The organism is Citrobacter sp. Igbk 14 (assembly GCF_028069825.1).
Taxonomy (GTDB): domain Bacteria; phylum Pseudomonadota; class Gammaproteobacteria; order Enterobacterales; family Enterobacteriaceae; genus Citrobacter.
Genome location: NZ_JANEWM010000048.1, coordinates 12,349 through 35,612, shown reverse-complemented (window position 1 = coordinate 35,612; position 23,264 = coordinate 12,349). Strand labels below are relative to the sequence as shown.

Annotated in this window: 24 protein-coding genes; 12 read left to right on the top strand and 12 right to left on the bottom strand. The window is 51.0% G+C overall.

Annotation, left to right across the window (positions count from 1 at the left end):
• The first annotated feature begins 191 nt into the window (after positions 1-191).
• Entirely contained in the window at positions 192-1,118 is a 927-nt protein-coding gene (locus NNN64_RS17185) for a diguanylate cyclase (RefSeq protein ID WP_271442141.1), read from the top strand.
• A gap of 238 nt (positions 1,119-1,356) precedes the next feature.
• Here the strand turns inward: NNN64_RS17185 and NNN64_RS23400 are convergent, their stop codons facing one another.
• Together NNN64_RS23400 and mgtS are read right to left on the bottom strand one after the other, a co-directional pair.
• Complete coding sequence (locus NNN64_RS23400) at positions 1,357-1,401, bottom strand: hypothetical protein (RefSeq protein ID WP_424953288.1); 45 nt, start codon at positions 1,399-1,401, stop codon at positions 1,357-1,359.
• Positions 1,401-1,496, bottom strand: a complete 96-nt coding sequence (gene mgtS, locus NNN64_RS17180; RefSeq protein WP_003032406.1) for a protein MgtS — start codon at positions 1,494-1,496, stop codon at positions 1,401-1,403. The genes NNN64_RS23400 and mgtS overlap by 1 nt, the downstream gene beginning before the upstream one ends.
• A gap of 485 nt (positions 1,497-1,981) precedes the next feature.
• On the opposite strand from mgtS, the gene urtA reads away from it, so the two are divergent.
• From urtA to urtE, 5 genes are read left to right on the top strand one after another with little or no spacing between them, the layout of a single operon-like run.
• Positions 1,982-3,253 (top strand): urea ABC transporter substrate-binding protein, encoded by a 1,272-nt coding sequence (gene urtA / locus NNN64_RS17175; protein ID WP_271442140.1) that lies wholly within the window; start codon positions 1,982-1,984, stop codon positions 3,251-3,253.
• Between the two features lie 43 nt (positions 3,254-3,296).
• Positions 3,297-4,871, top strand: a complete 1,575-nt coding sequence (gene urtB / locus NNN64_RS17170) for an urea ABC transporter permease subunit UrtB (protein ID WP_271442139.1) — start codon at positions 3,297-3,299, stop codon at positions 4,869-4,871.
• Positions 4,871-5,944 (top strand): urea ABC transporter permease subunit UrtC, encoded by a 1,074-nt coding sequence (gene urtC, locus NNN64_RS17165; RefSeq protein WP_271442138.1) that lies wholly within the window; start codon positions 4,871-4,873, stop codon positions 5,942-5,944. The genes urtB and urtC overlap by 1 nt, the downstream gene beginning before the upstream one ends.
• Positions 5,944-6,741 (top strand): urea ABC transporter ATP-binding protein UrtD, encoded by a 798-nt coding sequence (gene urtD, locus NNN64_RS17160; RefSeq protein ID WP_271442137.1) that lies wholly within the window; start codon positions 5,944-5,946, stop codon positions 6,739-6,741. The genes urtC and urtD overlap by 1 nt, the downstream gene beginning before the upstream one ends.
• A gap of 9 nt (positions 6,742-6,750) precedes the next feature.
• Positions 6,751-7,449, top strand: coding sequence for an urea ABC transporter ATP-binding subunit UrtE (urtE, locus tag NNN64_RS17155; RefSeq protein ID WP_271442136.1), 699 nt, complete (start codon positions 6,751-6,753; stop codon positions 7,447-7,449).
• Positions 7,450-7,489: 40 nt separating this feature from the next.
• Here the strand turns inward: urtE and ydeE are convergent, their stop codons facing one another.
• Positions 7,490-8,677, bottom strand: coding sequence for an efflux MFS transporter YdeE (gene ydeE, locus NNN64_RS17150; protein WP_271442135.1), 1,188 nt, complete (start codon positions 8,675-8,677; stop codon positions 7,490-7,492).
• A gap of 197 nt (positions 8,678-8,874) precedes the next feature.
• On the opposite strand from ydeE, the gene eamA reads away from it, so the two are divergent.
• Complete coding sequence (gene eamA / locus NNN64_RS17145) at positions 8,875-9,774, top strand: O-acetylserine/cysteine exporter (RefSeq protein WP_271442134.1); 900 nt, start codon at positions 8,875-8,877, stop codon at positions 9,772-9,774.
• A 29-nt stretch (positions 9,775-9,803) separates the two neighbouring features.
• Here the strand turns inward: eamA and marB are convergent, their stop codons facing one another.
• From marB to marR, 3 genes are read right to left on the bottom strand one after another with little or no spacing between them, the layout of a single operon-like run.
• A complete protein-coding gene (marB, locus tag NNN64_RS17140; RefSeq protein WP_271442133.1) occupies positions 9,804-10,022 on the bottom strand; it encodes a multiple antibiotic resistance protein MarB in 219 nt (72 codons plus the stop codon).
• A 30-nt stretch (positions 10,023-10,052) separates the two neighbouring features.
• Entirely contained in the window at positions 10,053-10,436 is a 384-nt protein-coding gene (gene marA / locus NNN64_RS17135) for an MDR efflux pump AcrAB transcriptional activator MarA (protein ID WP_003032424.1), read from the bottom strand.
• Between the two features lie 18 nt (positions 10,437-10,454).
• Positions 10,455-10,889 carry a multiple antibiotic resistance transcriptional regulator MarR gene (gene marR / locus NNN64_RS17130; protein WP_137383096.1) on the bottom strand — a complete coding sequence of 145 codons (435 nt, stop codon included), beginning with the start codon at positions 10,887-10,889 and terminating at the stop codon, positions 10,455-10,457.
• A 257-nt stretch (positions 10,890-11,146) separates the two neighbouring features.
• On the opposite strand from marR, the gene NNN64_RS17125 reads away from it, so the two are divergent.
• On the top strand, positions 11,147-11,812 hold the full coding sequence (locus NNN64_RS17125) for a MarC family NAAT transporter (RefSeq protein ID WP_137383095.1): 666 nt from the start codon (positions 11,147-11,149) through the stop codon (positions 11,810-11,812).
• Between the two features lie 34 nt (positions 11,813-11,846).
• On the opposite strand, the gene NNN64_RS17120 is transcribed toward NNN64_RS17125, so the two are convergent.
• From NNN64_RS17120 to NNN64_RS17100, 5 genes are all read right to left on the bottom strand, one after another.
• Positions 11,847-13,043: a sugar transporter gene (locus NNN64_RS17120; protein WP_271442132.1), complete on the bottom strand. Its 1,197-nt coding sequence runs from the start codon at positions 13,041-13,043 to the stop codon at positions 11,847-11,849.
• A 184-nt stretch (positions 13,044-13,227) separates the two neighbouring features.
• Entirely contained in the window at positions 13,228-14,547 is a 1,320-nt protein-coding gene (locus NNN64_RS17115) for an MFS transporter (protein WP_271442131.1), read from the bottom strand.
• 68 nt (positions 14,548-14,615) lie between these two features.
• Positions 14,616-15,563 (bottom strand): phosphoglycerate dehydrogenase, encoded by a 948-nt coding sequence (locus NNN64_RS17110; RefSeq protein ID WP_271442130.1) that lies wholly within the window; start codon positions 15,561-15,563, stop codon positions 14,616-14,618.
• 47 nt (positions 15,564-15,610) lie between these two features.
• The gene (locus NNN64_RS17105) at positions 15,611-16,495 is read right to left on the bottom strand and encodes a dihydrodipicolinate synthase family protein (RefSeq protein ID WP_271442129.1); all 885 of its coding nucleotides are present in this window, start codon (positions 16,493-16,495) and stop codon (positions 15,611-15,613) included.
• A 3-nt stretch (positions 16,496-16,498) separates the two neighbouring features.
• Positions 16,499-17,656: an iron-containing alcohol dehydrogenase gene (locus tag NNN64_RS17100; RefSeq protein WP_271442128.1), complete on the bottom strand. Its 1,158-nt coding sequence runs from the start codon at positions 17,654-17,656 to the stop codon at positions 16,499-16,501.
• Positions 17,657-17,827: 171 nt separating this feature from the next.
• Here NNN64_RS17100 and dtnK point away from each other — a divergent pair, with 171 nt between their 5' ends.
• The 3 genes from dtnK to NNN64_RS17085 are packed head-to-tail and all read left to right on the top strand — an operon-like array spanning position 17,828 to position 20,814.
• Entirely contained in the window at positions 17,828-19,072 is a 1,245-nt protein-coding gene (gene dtnK / locus NNN64_RS17095) for a D-threonate kinase (RefSeq protein WP_271442127.1), read from the top strand.
• Positions 19,065-20,051, top strand: coding sequence for a D-threonate 4-phosphate dehydrogenase (locus NNN64_RS17090; protein ID WP_271442126.1), 987 nt, complete (start codon positions 19,065-19,067; stop codon positions 20,049-20,051). The genes dtnK and NNN64_RS17090 overlap by 8 nt, the downstream gene beginning before the upstream one ends.
• 1 nt (position 20,052) lies before the next feature.
• Positions 20,053-20,814, top strand: a complete 762-nt coding sequence (locus tag NNN64_RS17085) for a DeoR/GlpR family DNA-binding transcription regulator (protein ID WP_137383087.1) — start codon at positions 20,053-20,055, stop codon at positions 20,812-20,814.
• Here the strand turns inward: NNN64_RS17085 and ptrR are convergent.
• On the bottom strand, positions 20,811-21,686 hold the full coding sequence (ptrR, locus tag NNN64_RS17080) for a putrescine utilization regulator PtrR (protein WP_061067887.1): 876 nt from the start codon (positions 21,684-21,686) through the stop codon (positions 20,811-20,813). The two genes, NNN64_RS17085 and ptrR, sit on opposite strands and share 4 nt — an antisense overlap.
• 102 nt (positions 21,687-21,788) lie before the next feature.
• Here ptrR and sad point away from each other — a divergent pair, with 102 nt between their 5' ends.
• A complete protein-coding gene (gene sad / locus NNN64_RS17075; RefSeq protein ID WP_271442125.1) occupies positions 21,789-23,177 on the top strand; it encodes a succinate-semialdehyde dehydrogenase in 1,389 nt (462 codons plus the stop codon).
• Positions 23,178-23,264 lie beyond the last annotated feature (87 nt).

Below are 23,264 nucleotides of genomic sequence, written 5' to 3'. Positions count from 1 at the left end.
CAATAAAAATGATCACAATCTTATCGTATTGATTATCATGGTTATTTTTATTTCAAGTTGATTTATTATCATGCGAGGTAATCTTTATTTACTTTCCTTAGCATTAATTACTATTAAAAAATTTACATAAGTTTTCCTTTTTGGCGCTAAAATACCCATGTCTAAATGTTCATACAGGGAAGGAAACCGTGATGATCAGAAGAACGAAGGAAATAGATGCAATTTTAATCGAACTTAACAAATCAATTGATGCTCATTATAAGTGGCTAGTGAAAATGTTTCGCTGTGTGGTGTCATCAGACGTTACTCAGCCTGATATTACGGGCGATGACGCTCACTTCGTTTGTCAATTTGGGCAGTGGCTCAAAGACCATCCACAGCACGATGATGATGAATGTAGTTATGTCAGCAAGATTAACGCGACTCACGAGAAAATGCATTTGTTAGGCAAGGAATTGCTCTTGGCAATCGTGGAAGAGCGTAGCCATTCATGGCATTTCGACAGTTTCCAGGATGCGTTACTGGCATTTACGTCTGCGGTCATGGACTACAAAATATATTTACTGACTATTCGCAGTAATATTGATGTCTTAACAGGTTTGCCTGGCAGAAGAATGCTTGATGAGTCGTTTGATCAGCAGTTACTCGATGCTGAGCCGCTTAACCTGTACATATTGTTGCTGGATATCGACCGCTTTAAACATGTTAATGATACCTACGGGCATCTGGTTGGTGACATGGTATTGCGTAACCTGGCGTCAAATTTATTATCATGGACTCGATACGATGAGGTTGCCTATCGCTATGGTGGTGAGGAATTCATTGTCATCATCCGAACCAAAACGGACGAGCAGGCGTGCCAGGCAGGGTTGCGTCTTTGTCATCTGATTGGCCAGAAAAAAATCCCTTACCCAGAAGGCGAAATCGGTATAACGGTAACGGCTGGCATTACCAGAGTTCAACAGGGTGAAACGCTGGACAACGGTCTTGGACGTGCTGACAGAGCCATGTATGAGGGGAAACAGACAGGCAGGAATCGCTGCATGTTTATGGATGAAAAAGAAAAAATCACGTTAGTTGGCACCAATGATCAACTGGCACCGCTCGTCAGAGCGTGAATTTTATCAGCGCAGATCGGTTGTAGTTACGTTTCGTTTAACTTCCATTGTGGTTGTCGATGATATGTTAGCCGACTATTCGTTATCTTCGCAGGGAATTGCCAGATAACGGATAAAGCAAAACACAAATCTATCCATGCAAGCATTTACCGCTGGTTTTCCGGCGGTTTTTTTTACCTGTAATTCAGAGAAATGATTCAGGGAAGGGAAGCAGATAAAAAAATGGCCCCTTGTGCAGTTACGCTACAAGGGGCCGGTTCGGTGCAGGACTATCTCCGTTCATCAATCATCCCATCTGTGGCTAAAATACGCGGCCAAGAAACCGGAAAATAAAATAATTCCCAGAACAGCCATAAAAATATTCATATTACCCAGCATAGTAAATGCTCCTTTATCTATGAGTTTCCTCTCTTACCTTAATTTCACCTCGTTAATGACTATAGTAGCAATTCGAACTTAAACAAAGAGTGAACTGTGTGATTATTTCGTCTGAAATGTAAAGTTATGGCCTTTTCTCGTCGAAGAAAATAAATAATAGTGACGAAACGGGTACCCCCATCAACAAATAATCACAATGTTATCCTGTAATCCGTGGCAGCTGTCGGGTTGTCCGGACACAATATGTTGCACGTTTATAATGCAACACTGTGTCATGGTGGTTCAATTCTTCACTCTTACCGTCATGACGATGCTTTCTTTTTATCCGCGCCTCATTGATGATATTTATAATTCTTTGAATTATCTGTTGTTTTTATATCTGGCACTGTTTTTGCCTTATCACTTCTGAACACCCTTAATTTGCACCGTTTTGTCTGCCCGGTAGCACCGGAGCTTTCAGCAAGTCTACTTTCAGGAGTGAAACTATGCAGCGTCGTACATTATTAAAAGCCTTTGCTCTTTCGGCCTCTGTTGTGGCTATGGGGATGAGTTTTTGCGTACAGGCTGCCGACACCATTAAAGTTGGCATCATGCATTCGTTGTCCGGGACAATGGCTATTTCTGAAACACCGCTGAAGGATGTGGCGTTGATGACCATTGATGAGATCAACGCCAAAGGCGGTGTACTGGGGAAAAAACTGGAGCCGGTAGTGGTCGACCCGGCGTCAAACTGGCCGCTGTTTGCCGAAAAAGCCCGTCAGTTGTTAAGCCAGGACAAAGTGGCGGTGGTTTTTGGTTGCTGGACATCGGTTTCGCGCAAATCGGTACTGCCGGTATTTGAAGAGTTAAACGGCCTGTTGTTTTATCCCGTACAGTACGAAGGTGAAGAGATGTCACCTAACGTTTTCTATACCGGCGCAGCGCCCAATCAGCAGGCCATTCCGGCGGTTGAGTATCTGATGAGTGAAGACGGTGGCAGTGCAAAACGTTTCTTCCTGCTGGGGACTGACTACGTCTATCCGCGAACAACCAATAAAATTCTCCGTGCCTGGCTGCATTCAAAAGGCGTTGCGGATAAAGACATTGAAGAGGTTTATACCCCATTTGGGCACAGCGATTACCAGACCATCGTCGCCAGCATCAAAAAATTCTCCGCAGGGGGGAAGACGGCGGTGGTCTCTACCATTAATGGCGACTCTAACGTTCCGTTCTATAAAGAGCTGGCAAACCAGGGCCTGAAAGCGACCGATGTTCCAGTCGTTGCTTTCTCTGTTGGAGAAGAGGAGTTGCGCGGTATTGATACCAAACCCCTGGTAGGCAATCTTGCGGCCTGGAACTATTTTGAATCCGTTGATAATGCCACCAATAAGCAATTTATCGCTGATTACCGCGCCTATGCGAAAGCACACAAACTGCCGAATGCTGATTCTGTGGTCACGAACGATCCGATGGAAGCAACGTATGTTGGCCTGCACATGTGGGCGCAGGCTGTTGAAAAAGCGGGGACGACGGATGTGGATAAAGTTCGCGCAGCCATGGCGGGGCAATCATTCGCTGCACCTTCTGGCTTTACGTTGACAATGGATACAACGAACCACCACCTGCATAAACCCGTCATGATTGGCGAAATCGAAAACAACGGTCAGTTTAACGTGGTATGGCAAACGGATGCCACGGTCCGTGCCCAACCGTGGAGCCCGTATATCGCCGGGAATGATAAAAAATCTGAGCAGCCCGTCAAAACCGCCAGCAACTGATCTTACGCCCTCCTGTGGGAGGGCCCAATAGGAGAACGCTATCATGAAAGCCAGGCGCTTTATTCGTGGTGTGTTGTTGCTGACGTGGCTTTTGCCGTGGATAGCGCAGGCAACAGATGCCGATACTTTCGCTGCGGCCAGTCGGACACAGCAGGCGACATTACTGGAACAATGGGCGATTAACCCCGATGTGCAGCGTTTACCTTTGCTTAATGCCTTGAGTGGCGAAAACCTGCTGACCGATGACGCTAAAAATGCATTCACGATGAACGGTTCGCATGTGCAATCACTGGGGGCGGCCAGCATGCCCAGCGGCGAATTAAAAAAAATCCGCCTGACTAACCGCCTGCGTAATCTGGTGGCTGGCACATTGGCTATTCATCAACTTTTAGGTGACAGTGTCACCTTGAGAATGACTGCCGCCCGGACATTACTGCGTGAAGCACTGCCAGACATGTTGCCATTTTTGCAGCACAGGCTGCTGCAGGAGACGGATGCTGGCGTGAAATCCACCCTTGCCGCTGCTCTGGCAAACCTGCAACTGAACAGTACTTCGCCCGAAGTCAGGCGTCAGGCCATCGAATTGCTGGGCGCATCCAATGATCCTGAAACACAAGCGCGGTTACAGCCTTTCACCCAGGTGGAGCATGAACCCGATGCGCGCGTACGCGCTGCCGCCAGCGAAAGCCTGAATACCATCGGACATAGAATGAAGGTTGGAGAGCTGCTTGGCCAGGCGTTTATGGGATTATCGCTGGGGTCTATTTTATTGCTGGCGGCGCTGGGGCTGGCCATCACCTACGGGCTGCTCGGCGTCATTAATATGGCGCACGGTGAAATGCTGATGCTTGGCGCTTACTGTACCTGGATAGTGCAACAACTGATGAGCCAGTTTTTCCCTCAGTGGTTAGCCTTTTATCCGCTGATTGCGCTGCCGGTTGCCTTCTTGCTGACTGCCATTATTGGGATGCTGCTGGAACGTGGAGTGATTCGCCATTTGTACGGACGCCCACTTGAAACGCTACTGGCAACATGGGGGATTAGCCTGATGCTGATCCAGTTGGTGCGAATGACCTTTGGTGCGCAAAACCTGGAGGTAGCTAACCCGGCGTGGCTGTCGGGTGGTATGCAGGTCTATGCCAATCTGATTTTGCCATGGAACCGGGTTGTGGTACTGGGATTTGCCATTCTGGTGCTGTTTTTCACCTGGTTGTTGCTGAATAAAACCCGTCTGGGTATGCGCGTGCGTGCGGTGACGCAAAACCGCAGCATGGCAGATTGCTGCGGCGTTCCCACGGGGCGCGTGGATATGTTGGCATTTGGTCTTGGGTCCGGCATTGCCGGGCTGGGGGGCGTGGCGCTATCGCAGTTGGGCAACGTGGGACCAGAACTGGGGCAAAGCTACATCATTGATTCATTTTTGGTGGTGGTGCTGGGTGGCGTTGGACAGCTTGCCGGGAGCGTCGCGGCGGCGTTTGGGTTGGGGATTTTCAACAAGATTCTCGAACCGCAGGTTGGGGCTGTTCTCGGCAAAATTATGATACTGGTGCTGATTATTCTGTTTATTCAAAAACGTCCGCAGGGGCTGTTTGCGCTAAAAGGGAGGGTCATTGACTGATGACGATGCCAATGACATTAACGCTGGCGCGCAAAGCGCCGCGTATTACCGGTGTGCTGGGGCTGACTTTACTGCTGGCACTGATTATTCTGCCATTTCTCGCACTTCTGCCTGCGGATCATCCGCTGGCGATATCTGTCTGGACACTGACACTGGTCGGGAAAATTCTCTGTTATGCCATTGTGGCCGTTGCCCTGGATCTGGTGTGGGGATATGCCGGAATGCTGTCGCTGGGCCACGGTATTTTCTTTGCGCTCGGCGGTTATGCGATGGGGATGTACCTGATGCGCCAGGCATCTGGTGCAGGGGTGCCCGCGTTTATGTCGTTCCTGTCATGGACTGAACTTCCGTGGTTCTGGTGGGGAACACAGCATTTTCTTTGGGCGATGGTGCTGGTTGTTTTGGTGCCAGGTTTGCTGGCGTTGGTGTTTGGCTGGTTTGCCTTCCGTTCAAAAATCAAAGGCGTCTATTTTTCCATCATGACGCAGGCGCTCACCTTTGCCGGCATGCTGCTGTTCTTCCGTAACGAAACCGGGTTTGGCGGTAATAACGGATTTACCGGTTTTACCACCCTTCTGGGATTTTCGGTGACGGCGACCACGACACGTATCGCGTTGTTCCTGGCGACCGTTGTGCTGCTGGTTCTGGCGCTGTGGATCGGGTGGGCGCTGGCTCGCAGTAAATTTGGCCGCATTTTGACGGCCGTTCGCGACGCTGAAAATCGGTTGATGTTCTGCGGATATGACCCAAAGGGCTTCAAACTCCTGGTGTGGACGCTCTCTGCTGTCCTGTGCGGGCTGGCGGGGGCGTTATATGTTCCACAGGTGGGCATCATTAACCCCAGTGAAATGTCCCCAACCAATTCAATTGAAGCCGCGATTTGGGTCGCACTGGGTGGGCGCGGTACGTTGATTGGCCCGGTGTTTGGCGCGCTGCTGGTGAACGGCGCTAAAAGTTGGTTTACCGTCATTATGCCGGAATACTGGCAATTGTTTCTCGGCCTGATTTTTATTGGCGTTACGCTGTTTTTGCCTCGCGGCGTGATTGGTCTGTTTCGCAAGGGAGACAAATAATGCAGCCAGATGAAGGACTTTTTACCCGCCAGATGCCAGGCGATCGTTTTCGCAATCAAACAGATCCGGTGCTCCAACTGGAAAAAATAAACGTTAACTTTGATGGTTTCCAGGCGCTAACAGATTTGACGCTCAATATTGGGGTTGGAGAGTTACGCTGCGTTATTGGACCCAATGGCGCGGGAAAAACCACCTTGATGGATGTCATCACCGGTAAAACGAAACCGCAAAGTGGGCAGGCGATTTACGATCAATCCATTGATTTAACATCACTCGACGCCATCGCCATTGCTCGCCAGGGCATTGGTCGCAAATTTCAGAAACCGACCGTATTTGAAGCGTTGACGGTGGAAGAGAACCTCGAGTTGGCGATGAAAAATGATAAATCCGTTTGGAGTGCCTTACGGGCGAGTTTGTCGGGAGAACAGCGGGATCGCATCGATGACATATTGACGCTGTTGCGACTGAGTAACGAACGCGCCCGTCGTGCCGGCCTCCTTTCGCATGGACAGAAACAATTTCTGGAGATTGGTATGTTGCTGGTGCAGGAGCCGCATTTGCTGCTACTGGATGAACCGGCTGCCGGGATGACGGATGCCGAGACGGAATACACCGCTGAACTGTTTCGCCAGCTTGCCGGAAAACATTCTCTGATGGTGGTTGAGCACGATATGGGGTTTGTTGAAAGCATTGCTGATCACGTTACGGTATTGCACCAGGGGCGGGTGCTGGCCGAGGGGAGCCTACGCGATGTTCAGGCCAACGAGCAGGTGATTGAAGTGTATCTCGGACGCTAAGGAGTGCTGATGCTACAGGTAAATGAACTAAATCAATACTATGGCGGCAGCCATATCCTGCGCGGTGTGAGTTTTGAGGCGCGTATCGGTGAAGTAACATGTCTGCTGGGCCGTAATGGGGTTGGCAAAACAACACTGCTGAAGTGCCTGATGGGGCTGATTTCAACCCGCAGCGGCAGCGTTATCTGGCAGGGTAAAAACATGACTCACCGTAAGCCACATCAGCGGGTGCAGGCGGGGGTGGCGTATGTGCCGCAGGGCCGCGATATTTTTCCGCGCCTGACAGTGGAAGAAAATCTGCTGTTGGGACTCTCCCGGTTTTCAGCACAAGAGGCAAAACGTGTACCGGATGAAATTTATGCGTTGTTTCCGGTATTACAGGAGATGAAATACCGGCGGGGCGGTGATTTATCGGGCGGTCAACAGCAACAGTTAGCTATTGGCCGGGCGCTGGCCAGTCGCCCGCAGTTGTTGATCCTCGATGAACCAACAGAGGGAATTCAGCCTTCGGTCATTAAGGAGATTGGCCTGGTTATCAGCCAACTGGCCCATCGTGGTGATATGGCTATATTGCTGGTGGAGCAGTTTTATGACTTTGCCGAACAGCTTGCGGACAAATACCTGTTAATGTCGCGGGGAAGCATTATTCAACGCGGATCAGGTGAAAACATGGCAGCAGAAGGGGTGCGTGGGTTGGTTGCCATCTGAATCAGGCGACAGTGCAGTTATGGCACTGTCGCCGTAATTTTCAGCAGACTGCCGGTTGGCTCCAGGGTTTGGCGCGCATGCCTTTTATCATTAACGCCCAGGCAAGGACAATCGCCACCATCAGTGCGACAAACAGCGACCATGGGGGCAGAGTGGTCAGGATGACCCCGCTGACTAATGGGTTTACCGCCGCGCCAAGCCAGCCCAGTGACTGGGCGGAAAAGTAACTGGCTTTCATGCCCGCCGGTGCGATGTTGTCGATCAGCATGTATTCACCCGGTGCATAGATGACCTCGCCAATGGTGAAAAAGGCGGCTGAAATCCCCCAGAACAGCAGGCTGTTGCCAGAGAAGGTAAAACCGACCAGACCGATAACAAAAAACAGTGTACCTGCAGCCATCAGCGGGCGGATGTTTGCAGACGTCAGTCTGCGTCCGACAGCATATTGCAGCGATACTACAATTGCCGCGTTGACGGGCAGAACAACTGCCACCACTTTCTCAGCAAAATCGCCATCGGCAACCACCATCACGTACTGAGAAATACAGGATGCAAATGCACCACCGACAAAAGAAGCCAGAAAAGCAGACAACGTAAACCAGCATAATGCTTTATCGCGCAGCAGAACCGAGGGTGACCATACTGCCGCGTTCAAACCTTCGGATGGGATTGCAGAACGTTTTACCCATGTCTGGATAAATACCAGTGGGAAGGCTGAACATATGGCCGCCAACCAGAACGGCAAGTTGATACTTTGCATGACCAGCAGCGTGCCCAACGGTGGACCAACGGTCCATCCGATGTTCAACACGGTGTAGTTAAGTGAGAAAATCTTTGTTTTATTGGTGGCAGAGAGGTTGTCGGCAAACCAGGCTTTCAGCACGGTGGCAAACACGGAGTAGGCGCAGTTGATCAGCGCGAAGAGCAGAACCACTACCACAACGTTATGCACCAGAGGAATCGCGATAAAGCCGGATGCGAAACCCGCAATTGCCAGCAGCATAAAGCGTTTTTTTTCAAATTTATCGGCCAGAATACCGAATCCAAGGCTGAAAACGACGCCAATAGTCAGTGCTACCGTCATTGCATAACCGATCAGATCGACACCCAGACCATACTGACGACTGAGGTAAATCGTCATGAATGGCAGCGTGGCTCCGCGCCCAATGGTTAATAGTAATGATGACGCGAGTAATGCAAGGGTCGACCTTCTCAGCGAGATATTCATCTTTTGCCCGACAGTGCATGTTGTTATGTTTTTTTTAGATATCAGAAACAAATAGCATGCTAAAAGTGTGATGTACACTCAATAAGTTGTCTGAAAATGCCCTGTGTGGCCTACCTGAATTAATGATCTGTTACGGTACAACGATTTCCGTTACCTTAACTTGTTTACAAAAATTTAATATTTGCAGGGGCGGTGGTATGTCGCGTAAAGATGGGTTGTTGGCGTTACTGGTTGTCGTGGTATGGGGGCTTAACTTTGTCGTCATCAAAGTGGGCTTGCACAATATGCCGCCGTTGATGCTGGCAGGCTTGCGCTTTTTACTGGTGGCGTTTCCCGCGATTTTTTTTGTTGCCCGCCCGAAGATCCCGCTCTCGCTGTTACTTGGCTATGGCCTGACCATCAGCTTCGGTCAGTTCGCTTTTCTGTTTAGCGCCATCAAGTTTGGGATGCCTGCCGGTCTGGCATCGCTGGTTTTACAGGCGCAAGCGTTTTTCACCATCGTGCTGGGGGCGTTCGCCTTTGGCGAGCGTTTGCAGGGGAAGCAACTGGTCGGTATCGCGCTGGCGGTGTTTGGTGTACTGGTATTGATTGAGGCGAGTCTCAATGGACAACATGTCGGTATGCTTGGCTTTATGCTGACGCTGGCGGCGGCACTGAGCTGGGCCTGCGGTAATATCTTTAATAAGAAAATTATGCAGCATACTTCGCGTCCAGCGGTCATGTCGCTGGTGGTGTGGAGCGCATTAATTCCTGTCGTTCCGTTTTTTCTGGCATCGGCATTGCTTGATGGCCCAACGCAAATCGTGCAGAGTCTTGTGGCGATCGATATGACTACCATCTTGTCCCTGGTGTATCTGGCCTTTGTGGCGACCATTGTGGGCTATGGCATTTGGGGCTCACTGCTGGGGCGCTATGAAACCTGGCGTGTTGCGCCACTGTCGTTGCTGGTACCCGTGGTGGGGCTGGCCAGTGCCGCCGTGCTGCTGGATGAAACGTTAACCGGACTGCAACTGCTTGGTGCGTTGTTGATTATGGCGGGGTTGTATATCAACGTGTTCGGTTTTCGACTGCGCAAGATTGCACAGGCGCGGGGCTAAAAAAAGCCCCGCAGTGGTGGGGCTAAAAATTACAGGCTGTGCATATTGTAATAAGGCACGCCTAACTCATCGGATTTATCGCTGCCGGCACCCATATGATTAAAATCGAACGGGGACTGATCGTGCGCAGGGGGTATAATCATCGCGTCGCGATTATTTTGCGTTGTCGGTTGCGGGGTCTGTTCCGCCATGCTCTGGCCTGACACAACAAGCAGCAGGGCCAGCATCGCATAAGACAGAAGTTTCATGATTTCCTCGGTTACGTCGTTAACTGGCGATTAGCAATTACATTGATTGAGCGGTAGCAAATACCGGGACTCGCCATGCATATTCGTCATCCGATATTTATGCGGCGGTACATCAAAATAGTTCTTGAATGTCCGGGTCAGCGTTTGCTGAGACTCAAAACCGTAACGCTCCGCAAGATAGAGGATCGGTTCGTTACTCTCTTTCAATTTTTGCGCTATTTCAGTCATTTTACGGCTACGAATGTATTGACCTAATGAATGGCCGGTTTCTTTTTTGAACATCCGCTGCAGGTGCCATTTGGAGTAACCTGAACGCTCAGACACTTTTTCCAGCGAGAGTGGCGATTCAAGGTTATTTTCGATCCAGTCCAAAATGCTATGAATAGTGATTGTGTCAGTATTGCGTCTGGACATCGTCATACCTCTTTCTGTTTACGGCAGGATTCTCTTAAGCAAATGCTCAAGTGTTGCTACTTCTTCCGCCGTTAAGTTTTTTGTTAGTTCCTGGTGCAGGTCTTGCCCTACTAATTGATGACACTGCTCGCAAATTGCTGCGCCGTCTTCGGTGAGTTTCACCAGCACGCCGCGCTTGTCATGTGGATTCGGAAGCCTTTCTATCCAGCCTTTACAGGCCAGTCTGTCCAGCATCCGTGTCAGGGCGCCAAGATCGACAGACAGCACTTTTTTCAATTCGACAGGGGTAATGCACACCGCGCAACGGATGGAGCAGAGCACCTTAAACTGCGATGCCGTGATATCCAGCGGTGACAAATAGTCGTTTAATAAACGATCTTTTTTCTGATTAACCATGTAGATCAAACGACCCAGTGGGATGATTTCATTGAACAGATCACTGGTGCTTTTCACAATGGTTGCCCTGGCAAGTAGTTAGTCACGGCTGATATTATTGCTTAGGCAAATATAAGTCAAATGAATGAGTCTCCGTATGCCACGTTTTGCTAAATCATCAGGCCCGGCGAATGGTGTATCTATTTTTAACGTTTTGATAATTCTGGTTTATCCGCCAGGATGAAAAATGAATCCTTACATCGCTACAATGGCTTATCTCAGCGATTTCACCTTATACTTGCCGTTGACGATTAACGCACAGGAAAGATGACATTATGATGGACTTGTTTAAAGCGATAGGACTGGGGCTGGTAGTCCTGTTACCGTTAGCCAACCCGTTAACCACCGTGGCATTGTTTCTCGGGTTAGCCGGCAACATGAACAGCGCAGAGCGTAACCGTCAGTCATTAATGGCGTCTGTTTACGTGTTTGCCATCATGATGGTCGCGTACTATGCCGGGCAACTGGTGATGAATACTTTCGGGATTTCGATTCCCGGATTGCGTATTGCGGGCGGGTTAATCGTTGCGTTTATCGGCTTTCGTATGCTGTTCCCTCAGCAGAAAGCGCATGAGTCTCCGGAAGCGAGAAGCAAATCCGAAGAGCTGGAAGACGAACCGACGGCCAATATTGCCTTTGTTCCGCTGGCAATGCCGAGTACTGCCGGCCCGGGGACGATTGCAATGATCATCAGTTCGGCCTCCACCGTGCGTCACGGCTCCGAATTCCCGGACTGGGTGATCATGGTTGCGCCACCCATTATTTTTGCCGTCGTCGGGATTATCTTGTGGGGATGTCTGCGCAGTTCCGGCGGAATTATGCGGCTGGTGGGGAAAGGGGGGATCGAAGCTATTTCCCGTCTGATGGGCTTCCTGCTGGTATGTATGGGTGTGCAGTTTATTATTAACGGCGTGCTGGAAATCATCCAAACCTACCATTAAACAACGGGCCCGGTATGTCTACCGGGCCCGTTTCTTATTGCTGCTGTGGTTGCTCTTCCTGCGTTACCGGCCATTTGCGGAAGATAATCACTGACCAGATCAGCGCGGCAACGGCAGGGAGTGCGCCGACGTAACCAATCGTCGACATCGACCAGTGCAGACTTACCTGATTTCCCACCAGTGCCCCCGCGCCAATACCAATATTAAAGATACCGGAGAACAGCGCCATTGCGACGTCAGTGGCATCCGGAGCCAGCGCCAGTACTTTCACCTGCATTCCCAGACCGATCACCATAATGGCAATGCCCCAGAAAATACTCAGGACCGCAAGGTGCATTTCGCTATCGGCAGCAGGCAGTAGCAGCACCAGGCACAGGGTCAACAGGGCGATAGCCCCGCTTATCAACACCGAGGCATACTGATTACCCAACTTGCCAAAAATAACGCTGCCAATAATACCCGCGCCACCGAGGACCAGAAGCAGCACGGTGGCAAAGTTAGCGCTCAGCCCGGCGACCGTCTGGACAAACGGTTCGATATAACTGTAAGCCGTGTAGTGTGCGGTCACCACTATCACCGTTAACAAATACAAACTCATCAGCGCAGGGCGACGGAACAACAGTGGCAGGCTTTTTAATGAGCCTGAATGCTCGCTTGGTAGTTTAGGCAACAGCTTAATCAGGCAAAGAAGCGTGATTAACGCCCCCATACCGATGACAAAGAAGGTGGTACGCCAGCCAAAATATTGCCCAACAATACGCCCGATAGGCAGGCCTAATACCATCGCCAGTGCGGTACCGGTGGCAATCAGGCTCAACGCCTGTGCGCGTTTCCCGGCAGGGGCCATGCGAATAGCCAGTGACGCGGTAATTGACCAGAAAATGGCATGGGCAAAGGCAATCCCAATGCGACTCATGACCAGTACAGTGAAGTTCCATGCGAGGAAAGAGAGAACATGGCTGGCAATGAACACCACAAACAGGCAGATCAGAAGCTTACGTCGTTCCATTTGACTGGTGAGCAGCATAAATGGCAGCGACATCAGGGCCACCACCCAGGCGTAGATCGTCAACATGATCCCAACCTGCGCGGTTTGCATATTAAAACTTTGTGCGATGTCGGACAGCAAACCGACCGGGACAAACTCAGTGGTATTGAAAATAAAACCGGCAATAGCAAGCGTAACTACCCGTAGCCACGCGATCTTGCGGGAAACAGTGTTTGTTGTCATATGTATAAATCGGGTTAGCTGCAAAAAGGAGAGGTGGCGATCTTAAAACGTTTACTGGTGAAAATACAATCATTTCGTGATTATGATCACGCTGCTTTGCGGATGATAATGCAGTACGTTAGGAGAAAAAATAAAGCCGGTCAGTACTACTGACTGACCGGAGAATACCGTTACCAGAGCGAATTTAGTGCTGCTGCGCTTCTTTCATGCACAACGCTTCATGTTCGCTGTCGATGATTGGCTCAACTTTGCCCATCAAAAATAGATAGTTCAAAATCCCCAGAACCACCAGCGCGGCAGAGAACACCAGCGCCCAGGTAAAGGAGCCAGTCGCTGCAACAATGGCACCGGTAATAATGGGTCCTACCGCGCCCCCCATATTGGAGACAGTATTCTGTAACCCTGCAACAATCGATACGCTGTTTTTAGGCGCAACGTCACCCGGTAGTGCCCAGACCTGCGAGGCGGCAACCGTGGTGCCCGATTTCGCCACACACAGTAAAAACACGGTCATAAATACGGAATCAGTGAAAGGGGCAAAACCAATACATAAAGCCATTAACAGACCGATTGTCAGAAATAATTTTCTTGTGGCAGTCAGTGACAGGACCCGCTTATGTACCATACGGTCAGAGGCCCAGCCGGCAAAGACTTCTATCACCATTCCACATAATAATGGCAGGGCGGCAACCATCCCCATTTTGATAAAATCCATTCCTTTGTCTTTTACCAGATAAGTGGGCAGCCAGGTAATAAAGAAATAGGATGTATAGTTGATGGTAAAGAAACCGATACACATTGCCCAAATATTCCGGTAGCGCAACAGTTTATACCAACGCATCGGTAATACGGATTTGTCGCCGTGTTTTTGCTTTTGCCCTTCGCGAATATGTTTAATTTCGCTTGTACTGATTTTTTTGTGGTCTTCCGGGTTTTCTGTATAAATAAAATACCAGGCAATGACCCAAAAAATGCCTACGCCACCAATAATCAGAAATGTCATCCGCCAGTCAAACTGGTAGATCATCCAGACAATAAGCGGCATCGCGACGGCACCGCCAAATTTAGAGGCACTGTCAAACAATCCTGAGACCGTGGCTCTCTCCCGATCCGGGAACCAGCGCGCAGCGATACCTGCATTACTTGGATAGGCGGCGGCTTCACCGACGCCCAAAGCAAGTCTCAATGCGAGTAGAGATTTAAATCCAGTGGCTAAACCCATCATTGAGGTGGCGATTGACCACCACGCGACGGCAAAACCCAGACCTTTTTTCTGACCAAAACGGTCTGCAAACCAACCTGCTGGTATTTGCAGTAAAGAATATGACCAAAAGAACGCCGCCATAATAAACCCCATCATTTCAGGATCGAGTTTTAGCTCATCAATGAGGTGAGGTGCAGCAGCCGATAATACCGTCCGGTCAATATAGTTAATTGCAATAGCAAGCCACATTAATCCCGCAATCCACCAACGAATTCGGGATTTTTCTGCAAAATTATTCATATATCTGGCCCATGGTAGATGTTCATTTTTATTATTGTGGAAAGGGTAGGGTTATCTCCACAATGTTATCATCCGTTCATGATATTTTTAGGCTTACGCTGATGAATGACATGTTCAATGATGTTATAAACGCATTGCTCGCCGATATTGCTGATCGCCCCCTCGGTATATCCTGCGATATGTGCAGTAGGTATGAAATTATCGAGCGCAAATAAGGGGTGTGAATTGCACGGCTCTTGTAGAAAGACATCGGCAGCAGCACCCTTAATGACACCCTGCGTCAGAGCCAGAAAGAGATCCTCTTCATTAACAACGCCACCGCGTGAAACGTTAATGAGATAACTACTGCTTTTCATTTTTTTCATCTGTGCTAAATCAAAGAGATCTTTGGTTTCTGGCGTCAGCGGTGTGTGTAACGTGATGAAATCACTTTGTTCTGTTAGTTCATCGAGCGACACGTATTCAATATGATTATCTGCAGCGAACTGTGCATCCTGCCATGCGTCGTGAGCCAGTACGCGCATATTAAAGCCGCGGGCTCGCAGTGCAACCTGTTTACCGATGTTACCTAACCCAATAATGCCAATCGTTTTTCCATATACATCGGAGGCGAAGATCCGTGGCCAGTTTCCTGCGCGGGTTTGTTCAATCGCATAGGGGAGCTGACGTGCACAGTTAAGGATCAGGGAAAACGCAAAGTCTGCGACGGCATGCTTATTGGCATCCGGCACATTGGTAACAAAAATACCTTTTTCACGCGTAATATTGAGGTCGATATTATCGACACCCACGCCGTGTTTGCAGACGATTTTCAGATTCGGTGCCGCCGCGATTAGTTCGGCATTAACATCGGTAAAAGCGACGATCATTGCCACTGTCTGTTCCAGATGAGGTGCAAGCGCTTCTAAACCGGCATCTGCAGGTAGCATGATTAATTCAAGTCCTGCGTCGTTAAGCCGTTTGATCGGCTGCTGATCGTATTTGGCAAATGAAGGTGATGTACAGATGACGTTCATAACACAATCCTGTTAGTTAAGCGGCGTTGCCGCCGCTGTAAAAATGTCTATCGCAAATAGTTATTGATAATTTGCTGAATCTGGCGTTCCTGATGCGCATCAAACGTGACAGCGTAACGACTTGCGCCCACATCATGGCCCATGATTTGTAATGCTTTTTTTACCGCAGCCGGAGAGAAGGCCACTTTATAGAGATCGGTGCGCAGACCCGTGACGCTCTCCTGAGCCTGATGCGACCCGGCAACGTCACCGGCGTTAAAGCGAGACCAGATCGCGTTGATTTCTTGTGGTGCGACGTTAGCCAGCCCCGAAATACAGGCGGAACAGCCATCAACAAACCCCTGGTGAATGAGTGAATCTGGACCATTCAGCACATCAAATCCCTCGATATCTTTAACTGCGTCCAGGAAGCCGCTAAGACTTTCATAACTGCCGGCACTGTCTTTGATCCCGATAATGTTCGGGTGTGCCGCCAGCACTCTGGCTGTTTGAGGCTCAATGGTGTTTCCCGTCCGCGCCGGAATGTTATAGAGAAATACCGGGACGGAGAGCGCATCGGCAATCGCGGTGTAATGGGCAATAAGTTCAGGCTGTTTTAGAGGAACAAAGTACGGGGTAATGACCGACACCGCATCGACACCCAGCTTTTCTATCTGTTTACCCAGGCGGATGGTTTCACGGGTAGATATTTCGCCAATGTGTGCCACTACATGTGCCCGACCCGCCACTTCCTCTACACAGGTCCGCGTGACGGCGATTTTTTCATCTTCGTTAAGTACAAAGAATTCGCCGTTGGTCCCGCCGCAGAAAATACCGTTTCCGGCGTTTAACTGGCGGTGTACCTGGTTTCTCAGTTCTTTAAGGTTAAGCCCGCCGTCGTGGTCGAACGGGGTAACGATTGCCGTCAGTACTCCTCGGATTTTGCTACTCATTGTTCACTCCTTTGTCATCAGTTCTGGAAACAGAGTTTGATAAATGGCCTGAATATCGTTATGGCTCACCTTGCAGGGAGCATTATTCATCAGGCGCTTTACGTTCAGTGCGGCATCGGCCAGTGCGGGAATATCAGTAGACGGTACACCAAGCGTTGCCAGGTTATCGGGCAGGTTCAGGCGTTTCACCAGTGTGGAAAAGTACTCCACCAGGGCGCAGGATTTTTCTTCGGCACTGAGTGTGAGGTCAGCGTCAGGCAACAGATCCCATACCAGGGCAAACTTGTCGACCACAAAAGGGCGAATCACTTTCATGCAGGGTGCTAACAGAATGGCGTTAGCGACACCATGTGGGAGATGGTATCGACCGCCGAGCGGGTAAGAGAGCGCGTGGACCAGATGAGTACCGGCATGATTAATCGCCACGCCGCCGTAATACGATGCCCACAGCATCTCCAGTTTGGCCAGCAGATTTTCCGGCTCATTGACGGAGGTTTCGATATGGTTGAGTAGCTTACGCAGGCCAATGAGCGCCGCGTTATCGCTTACGGGATTGGCGACAGTAGCGGTAAAGCATTCAATCAGATGACATAACGCGTCAATTCCAGTGGACGAGGCAATATGCGCCGGCATGCTGGTGGTGAGCTCTGGCAAAAGGGCCACGAAATCCGGTAACAGCACGGGAGAGATGATACCGACCTTAGTGTTTTGTTCCGGGATAGCCAGAATGGCATTCGGGGTTGCTTCAGACCCCGTGCCTGCCGTGGCGGGGATCAGCACAGAAGCAACGCGTTGCAGCGGTTTTTCTCCTGCCAGCATGGCGTCAAGTGTCGGAGATTCAGGATGGCATAAGACGGAGAGCAGTTTCGCCACATCCAGTACGCTGCCACCGCCGATACCGATCACCATTTCCACGTTGATATTTTGTACGTTTTTTAATAGTGCGCTGACATCGTGATGCCCGGGTTCTGCAGGCACATTGTCAATCAGGGTCACATGACGTCCATCGTTGGCCAGTAAGTTACGGATCTGTGTTACCGCGTCCAGCCCGACAATATTGCTATCCGTCACCAGTAACAGCTGGCGTTTCCCCGCCAGTAACGGTTCCAGTGCGGGGATGGCATTCGAACCGCTAATTACGGTGCTATTGATTGTTGCCACAACATTCTCCTGTTGTTCGAGTGATTGAATTCGCTCACTGAGATTCAGGAACGATTGCATCATGGGCTAAATTTATAATTTATCTCGGAACCGAATAACTTGAGCTTGCTCACATTTAATCAAATGTGATTGAATATAATCATTATCAACATACAACAACCCGGAGCATGGATGAGTAGACAGGTAGCAAGGCCGAAGGTACTGGTGATTGCCGACGACTTTACTGGTGGTAATGATGCGGGGGTAAGTCTGGCGCTGACGGGTATGACGGTGAATGTCGCTTTCACATTGCCCAGTGCCGATGATGCAGATGTGCTGGTCATCAACACGGATAGTCGTGCGCTGGAAGCAGAGCAGGCCGCCGCCAGAGTAAGTGAGCTGGCTCTTGCCAGTCAGGCAGGCCCTCAGACGCAGTGGCTTAAGAAAATGGATTCAACATTGCGCGGAAACCCAGGGGCCGAACTGGACGCGTTAATGCGGATTACAGGTAAAAAGCGGGCCATCGTGGCGCTGGCTTGTCCCTCAGCCGGGCGTACCACTGAGCAGGGGCAGTGCCTCGTTAACGGTATTCCCGTAACGCAGACTGAATTTGCCAGCGATCCGAAAACGCCGGTTATTAGCGCCGATATCTGTGAGGTGTTACAGGCGCAAACAGTCATTGCGTGTCGGGCAATGTCTCTGAGCGACTATCTGCAGCACCTCAGAGAGCCTGTTGCGAAAACGCCACAAATCTGGGTGGTGGATGCCCGCACGCAGACCGATCTTGATGTTATTGCTTCGGAAGCGCTGATGCAGGAGGAATCGCCGCTGCTGGTAGGGTCTGCAGGGATCTGTGACGCGCTGGCCCGCCATGTCCGGACACCGTCCTCCCTGTGTTTACTGGCGGTAGTGGGTTCAATGAGTGAAATCGCTCAACAACAGATTGCTGCAGTGTGTCAGGACCCGCGGGTGGAGACTGTATTCATTGATATCGAAAATATCTTCAGTGGTAACCGGACAGAGTATGTGCAGCGTATCGTCAGGGTTCTCATCTCAGGTAAACACTGCATCGTTCACACCTGCCCAGACATCGAAGCACGCCATCATATTGCAAAGCTGTGTGCATACCTGCAGATGAGCCGCGCGCAGCTCGGTGAAACAATCTGCCAGTTTCTTGGACAGCTTACCCGCCAGGTGCTGCACGAAGCCTCACCTGGGGCGCTGTATCTTTCCGGCGGTGATGTCGCGATGGCGATCGCGGATGCGCTGGAGGCAACAGGATTCCGTATTACCGACCGTGTGGCCCAGTGTGTGCCGTACGGCCATCTTGCCGGTAGCTACTGGCGACGCCCGGTTATGACAAAAGCAGGGGGATTCGGTGATGAAACCACTCTGCGTCAGGTTTTGAATTATATCGAGGAGAAAATGAGTGAATAACACGATTGCGGTAACCATGGGCGACCCGGCAGGTATTGGACCGGAGATCATTATTAAATCGTTGGTGGAGGGAGAGTTGTCTGGCGCGCCGGTCGTGGTTGTGGGTTGTGCACAAACGCTGAGGCGCATCCAGGCATTAAACGTCACGCCGCCTGTGGACCTTCGGGTGATCGATAACGTAACCCAGGCACAATTCGCCCCCGGTGTTATCAATGTAATTGATGAACCCCTTGCCGATCCTGCTGCGCTTGAACCGGGCGTGGTCCAGGCACAGGCTGGCGATCTGGCATACCGCTGTATTAAGCGTGCCACCGCGCTGGCGCTCAGCGGGGAAGTGAAAGCCATTGCCACGGCGCCGCTGAATAAAGAAGCACTGCACATGGCAGGACATCATTATCCCGGCCATACCGAATTACTGGCGCAACTGACTAACAGCAAAGACTACGCAATGGTGCTGTATACCGAACAGCTTAAAGTGATTCATGTCACCACGCATATTGCACTGCGTAAATTCCTTGATACGCTCAGTGAACAGCGTGTGAAAACAGTCATTCGGGTCGCGGATGATTTCCTGCGTCGTGTCGGATTTGCTAATCCACGTATTGCGGTAGCAGGCGTTAATCCCCATGCCGGGGAAAACGGTCTGTTTGGTGATGAAGAGATGACCATAGTCGGCCCTGCGGTACAGGCTATGCGGGAGCAGGGGCTGAATGTCACCGGGCCTTGCCCACCGGACACTGTCTTTATGCAGTGCCACGAAGGTATGTATGACATGGTGGTGGCGATGTATCACGATCAGGGCCATATTCCGCTAAAATTGCTGGGATTCTATGATGGGGTGAATATCACCGCCGGATTGCCATTTATTCGCACTTCTGCAGACCACGGCACGGCGTTTGATATTGCCTGGACAGGTAAAGCCAAGTCTGAGAGCATGGCCGTGTCCATCCAGTTAGCAATGCAAATTACGCGGGATTAAAATGAAGGGATATAATCGGTTAGAACAGATTATGGATTATCTGAAAGGGCATAATCTGGCAACGGTCGAACAGCTTGTTGCTGTGACTCAGGCCTCTCCGGCGACCATTCGTCGCGACCTGATTAAACTCGATCAGGAAGGTGTTATCAGCCGAACTCACGGCGGCGTGACGCTTAACCGGTTTATCCCTTCGCAACCGACCACTCATGAGAAAATGCAGCGTAGTCTGATGGAAAAACAGGCTATTGCCAGCGCGGCGGCAAGCCTGGTGAAAGCCGGGGACGCCATTGTCCTGGATGCGGGAACGACGATGATTGAACTGGCGCGCCAGCTTACCCATCTGCCGTTGCGCGTCATCACCAGCGATCTGCACATTGCGCTATTTCTTTCTGAGTTCAAACAAATTGAAGTGACGATCATTGGCGGGCGCATTGATGACTCCAGCCAGTCCTGTATCGGCGAGCACGGGCGTAAACTGCTGCAAAACGTGTGGCCGGATATCGCGTTTCTAAGCTGTAACGGCTGGGACCTGGCCCGCGGGATCACCGCACCGACGGAAGAAAAGGCCGGTCTGAAGCGTGACCTGGTTGCAAACGCCAAACGTCGCGTCCTGCTGGCAGATAGTTCAAAATATGGTGCATGGTCACTTTTCAACGTCACACATCTGGATGCGTTGACGGATATCGTGACCGATGCCCGACTCAATGAAGAGGTACGGCAGCAGCTTGAACAACTGCCTTGCCATCTGACGTTCGCCAGTTAATCCGCATTCTGCGACAGCTGAGGTTCCAGTACCTCAATAAATGCTTCCAGCTGTCGCGTCATCGCCCCCCGACGCCAGACCAGCCACGTATTTAACCAACGCCAGTTTTCGCTCAGCGGCCAGGCATTGACCTGATGGTGGCCCGGCATGCTTTCCAGCATAGAGCGCGGAATCAGCGCAATTCCCGCCCCCGCAATCACACAGGCCAGCATGCCGTGGTAGGACTCCATCTCATGGATTGTGCCCGGCATCGCACGATCGGCGTGAAACCAGCTTTCAAAATGGCGGCGATATGAACAGTTGGCGCGAAAAGCATAGATATTGTAACCATTCACATCGCTGGCTCGTTTGATGGGCGGGTGTCCGTGTGGGGTGACAATCATCATCTCTTCACGGTACACCGGCATTCCTTCAAGACCTGGATGGGTTATAGGGCCATCGGCAAAAGCGGCGTTCAGCGTACCGTCCAGCACACCGTCCAGCATGGTACCTGACGGCCCTGTTGCCAGTGCAAACTGGATTTTAGGGTAGCGCTGATTATATTCGGCAAGTGTGGCCGGAATACGTACGGCGGCTGTACTTTCCAGCGACCCCAGAGAGAACAATCCCTGTGGTTCATCTCCTGCGACCACCATCCGCGCTTCTTCTACCAGCGCCAGGATCCGCTGGCTGTAACGCAAAAAATTGTGCCCGGAGGGAGAAAGCCGCAGACGTTGATTTTCACGAATAAACAGATCGACGCCAAGGTCCGCTTCAAGCTGGCGAATACGCGTGGTGAGGTTGGACGGCACGCGATGCACCTTCGCCGCTGCCTGCGTGATGCTGCCGGTCTCTGCGACGGCATTGAACATTTCCAGTTGCGTCAGGTCCATAATTTTCTCTATTCGTGAATGGTATGGTTAATATTATTCATTTTTCAGGAAGAGTAAACCTGCGCATGATATAACCATACCTTGCGAGAAAGAGAGGCACTTATGACCATCACAGCAGCAACACATGCTATTTCCGTTGACCCGACCTGTGGCGAAATGCTGACGGCAATGCCGTGGGCCAGCGCCGATGAGATTACCCACGCGCTGAATCTGGCGGCGACGGGATTCAATGAATGGAAACACACGACCGTCGTCCATCGCGCACAGATGTTGCGTCGGGTCGGACAGGCGCTGCGTGGCCGCGCCGAAGAGATGGCGCAGTGTATCTCGCGTGAAATGGGTAAGCCTGTCAGGCAGGCTCGTGCGGAAGTGGCAAAGTCTGCGGCATTATGTGACTGGTACGCTGAACATGGGCCAGCGATGCTCAGTACCGAGGCAACGCAGGTTGAGAATAACCAGGCCGTGATTGAGTACCGTCCCCTGGGGACTATTCTGGCGATCATGCCGTGGAACTTCCCGCTCTGGCAGGTTATGCGCGGCGCCGTACCGATTTTGCTGGCCGGAAATGGTTATCTGTTAAAGCATGCACCAAATGTGACCGGCTGTGCCGCAATTATCGCCCAGGTGTTTAGCGATGCGGAAATACCGGCTGGGGTATATGGCTGGGTTAATGCCGATAACGCCGGGGTTAGCCAGATGATTAATGACCCGCGTATCGCCGCGATAACCGTGACGGGCAGCGTGCGGGCAGGGGCTGCGATTGGCGCTCAGGCCGGTGCTGCACTGAAGAAATGCGTGCTTGAGTTAGGAGGTTCCGATCCGTTTATCGTACTTAATGATGCAGACCTTGATTTAGCCGTCAAAGCAGCAGTGGCAGGGCGGTACCAGAATACCGGGCAGGTTTGTGCCGCAGCGAAGCGCTTTATTATTGAAGAGGGTATTGCCGCAGAATTCACCCAACGTTTTGTGGCGGCAGCCAGCGCACTGAAAATGGGCGATCCGCTAAATGAAGAGAACGATCTTGGCCCAATGGCACGTTTTGATCTGCGGGATGAACTGCATCAGCAGGTTGAAACCTCACTGGCGCAAGGGGCGCGCTTACTCCTCGGCGGGGAAAAGATCGCCGGTCAGGGTAATTACTATGCCGTGACGGTGCTGGGTGATGTTACGCCGGAAATGACGGCATTTCGTCAGGAGTTGTTTGGCCCGGTTGCGGCGATTACCGTCGCGAAGGATGCTGAGCACGCATTAGCACTGGCTAATGACAGCGAGTTCGGCTTGTCGGCCACGTTGTTTACCGCGGATGAGGCACTGGCACAAACTATGGCGGCCCGTCTGGAGTGTGGTGGCGTGTTTATTAATGGTTACAGTGCCAGTGATGCTCGTGTTGCTTTTGGCGGCGTGAAGAAAAGCGGTTTTGGCCGTGAACTTTCTCACTTTGGCCTGCATGAGTTTTGCAATGTGCAAACCGTCTGGAAAAACCGTCTCTGATTGCCCGGGTGCCTCTGCAGGGGCACCCGTCTTATTTCTGCAATATATTTGTCATTTACTCTGCGTACACTCGCGTCTAACGCTTTG

What these genes read in the sequence shown, in the direction of transcription:
- NNN64_RS17185 (WP_271442141.1), top strand. Translation starts at nt 192, where the DNA reads ATGATCAGAAGAACGAAGGAAATAGATGCAATTTTAATCGAACTTAAC.
- mgtS (WP_003032406.1), bottom strand. Translation starts at nt 1,496, where the DNA reads ATGCTGGGTAATATGAATATTTTTATGGCTGTTCTGGGAATTATTTTA.
- urtA (WP_271442140.1), top strand. Translation starts at nt 1,982, where the DNA reads ATGCAGCGTCGTACATTATTAAAAGCCTTTGCTCTTTCGGCCTCTGTT.
- urtB (WP_271442139.1), top strand. Translation starts at nt 3,297, where the DNA reads ATGAAAGCCAGGCGCTTTATTCGTGGTGTGTTGTTGCTGACGTGGCTT.
- urtC (WP_271442138.1), top strand. Translation starts at nt 4,871, where the DNA reads ATGACGATGCCAATGACATTAACGCTGGCGCGCAAAGCGCCGCGTATT.
- urtD (WP_271442137.1), top strand. Translation starts at nt 5,944, where the DNA reads ATGCAGCCAGATGAAGGACTTTTTACCCGCCAGATGCCAGGCGATCGT.
- urtE (WP_271442136.1), top strand. Translation starts at nt 6,751, where the DNA reads ATGCTACAGGTAAATGAACTAAATCAATACTATGGCGGCAGCCATATC.
- ydeE (WP_271442135.1), bottom strand. Translation starts at nt 8,677, where the DNA reads ATGAATATCTCGCTGAGAAGGTCGACCCTTGCATTACTCGCGTCATCA.
- eamA (WP_271442134.1), top strand. Translation starts at nt 8,875, where the DNA reads ATGTCGCGTAAAGATGGGTTGTTGGCGTTACTGGTTGTCGTGGTATGG.
- marB (WP_271442133.1), bottom strand. Translation starts at nt 10,022, where the DNA reads ATGAAACTTCTGTCTTATGCGATGCTGGCCCTGCTGCTTGTTGTGTCA.
- marA (WP_003032424.1), bottom strand. Translation starts at nt 10,436, where the DNA reads ATGTCCAGACGCAATACTGACACAATCACTATTCATAGCATTTTGGAC.
- NNN64_RS17125 (WP_137383095.1), top strand. Translation starts at nt 11,147, where the DNA reads ATGATGGACTTGTTTAAAGCGATAGGACTGGGGCTGGTAGTCCTGTTA.
- NNN64_RS17120 (WP_271442132.1), bottom strand. Translation starts at nt 13,043, where the DNA reads ATGACAACAAACACTGTTTCCCGCAAGATCGCGTGGCTACGGGTAGTT.
- NNN64_RS17115 (WP_271442131.1), bottom strand. Translation starts at nt 14,547, where the DNA reads ATGAATAATTTTGCAGAAAAATCCCGAATTCGTTGGTGGATTGCGGGA.
- NNN64_RS17110 (WP_271442130.1), bottom strand. Translation starts at nt 15,563, where the DNA reads ATGAACGTCATCTGTACATCACCTTCATTTGCCAAATACGATCAGCAG.
- NNN64_RS17105 (WP_271442129.1), bottom strand. Translation starts at nt 16,495, where the DNA reads ATGAGTAGCAAAATCCGAGGAGTACTGACGGCAATCGTTACCCCGTTC.
- dtnK (WP_271442127.1), top strand. Translation starts at nt 17,828, where the DNA reads ATGAGTAGACAGGTAGCAAGGCCGAAGGTACTGGTGATTGCCGACGAC.
- NNN64_RS17085 (WP_137383087.1), top strand. Translation starts at nt 20,053, where the DNA reads ATGAAGGGATATAATCGGTTAGAACAGATTATGGATTATCTGAAAGGG.
- ptrR (WP_061067887.1), bottom strand. Translation starts at nt 21,686, where the DNA reads ATGGACCTGACGCAACTGGAAATGTTCAATGCCGTCGCAGAGACCGGC.
- sad (WP_271442125.1), top strand. Translation starts at nt 21,789, where the DNA reads ATGACCATCACAGCAGCAACACATGCTATTTCCGTTGACCCGACCTGT.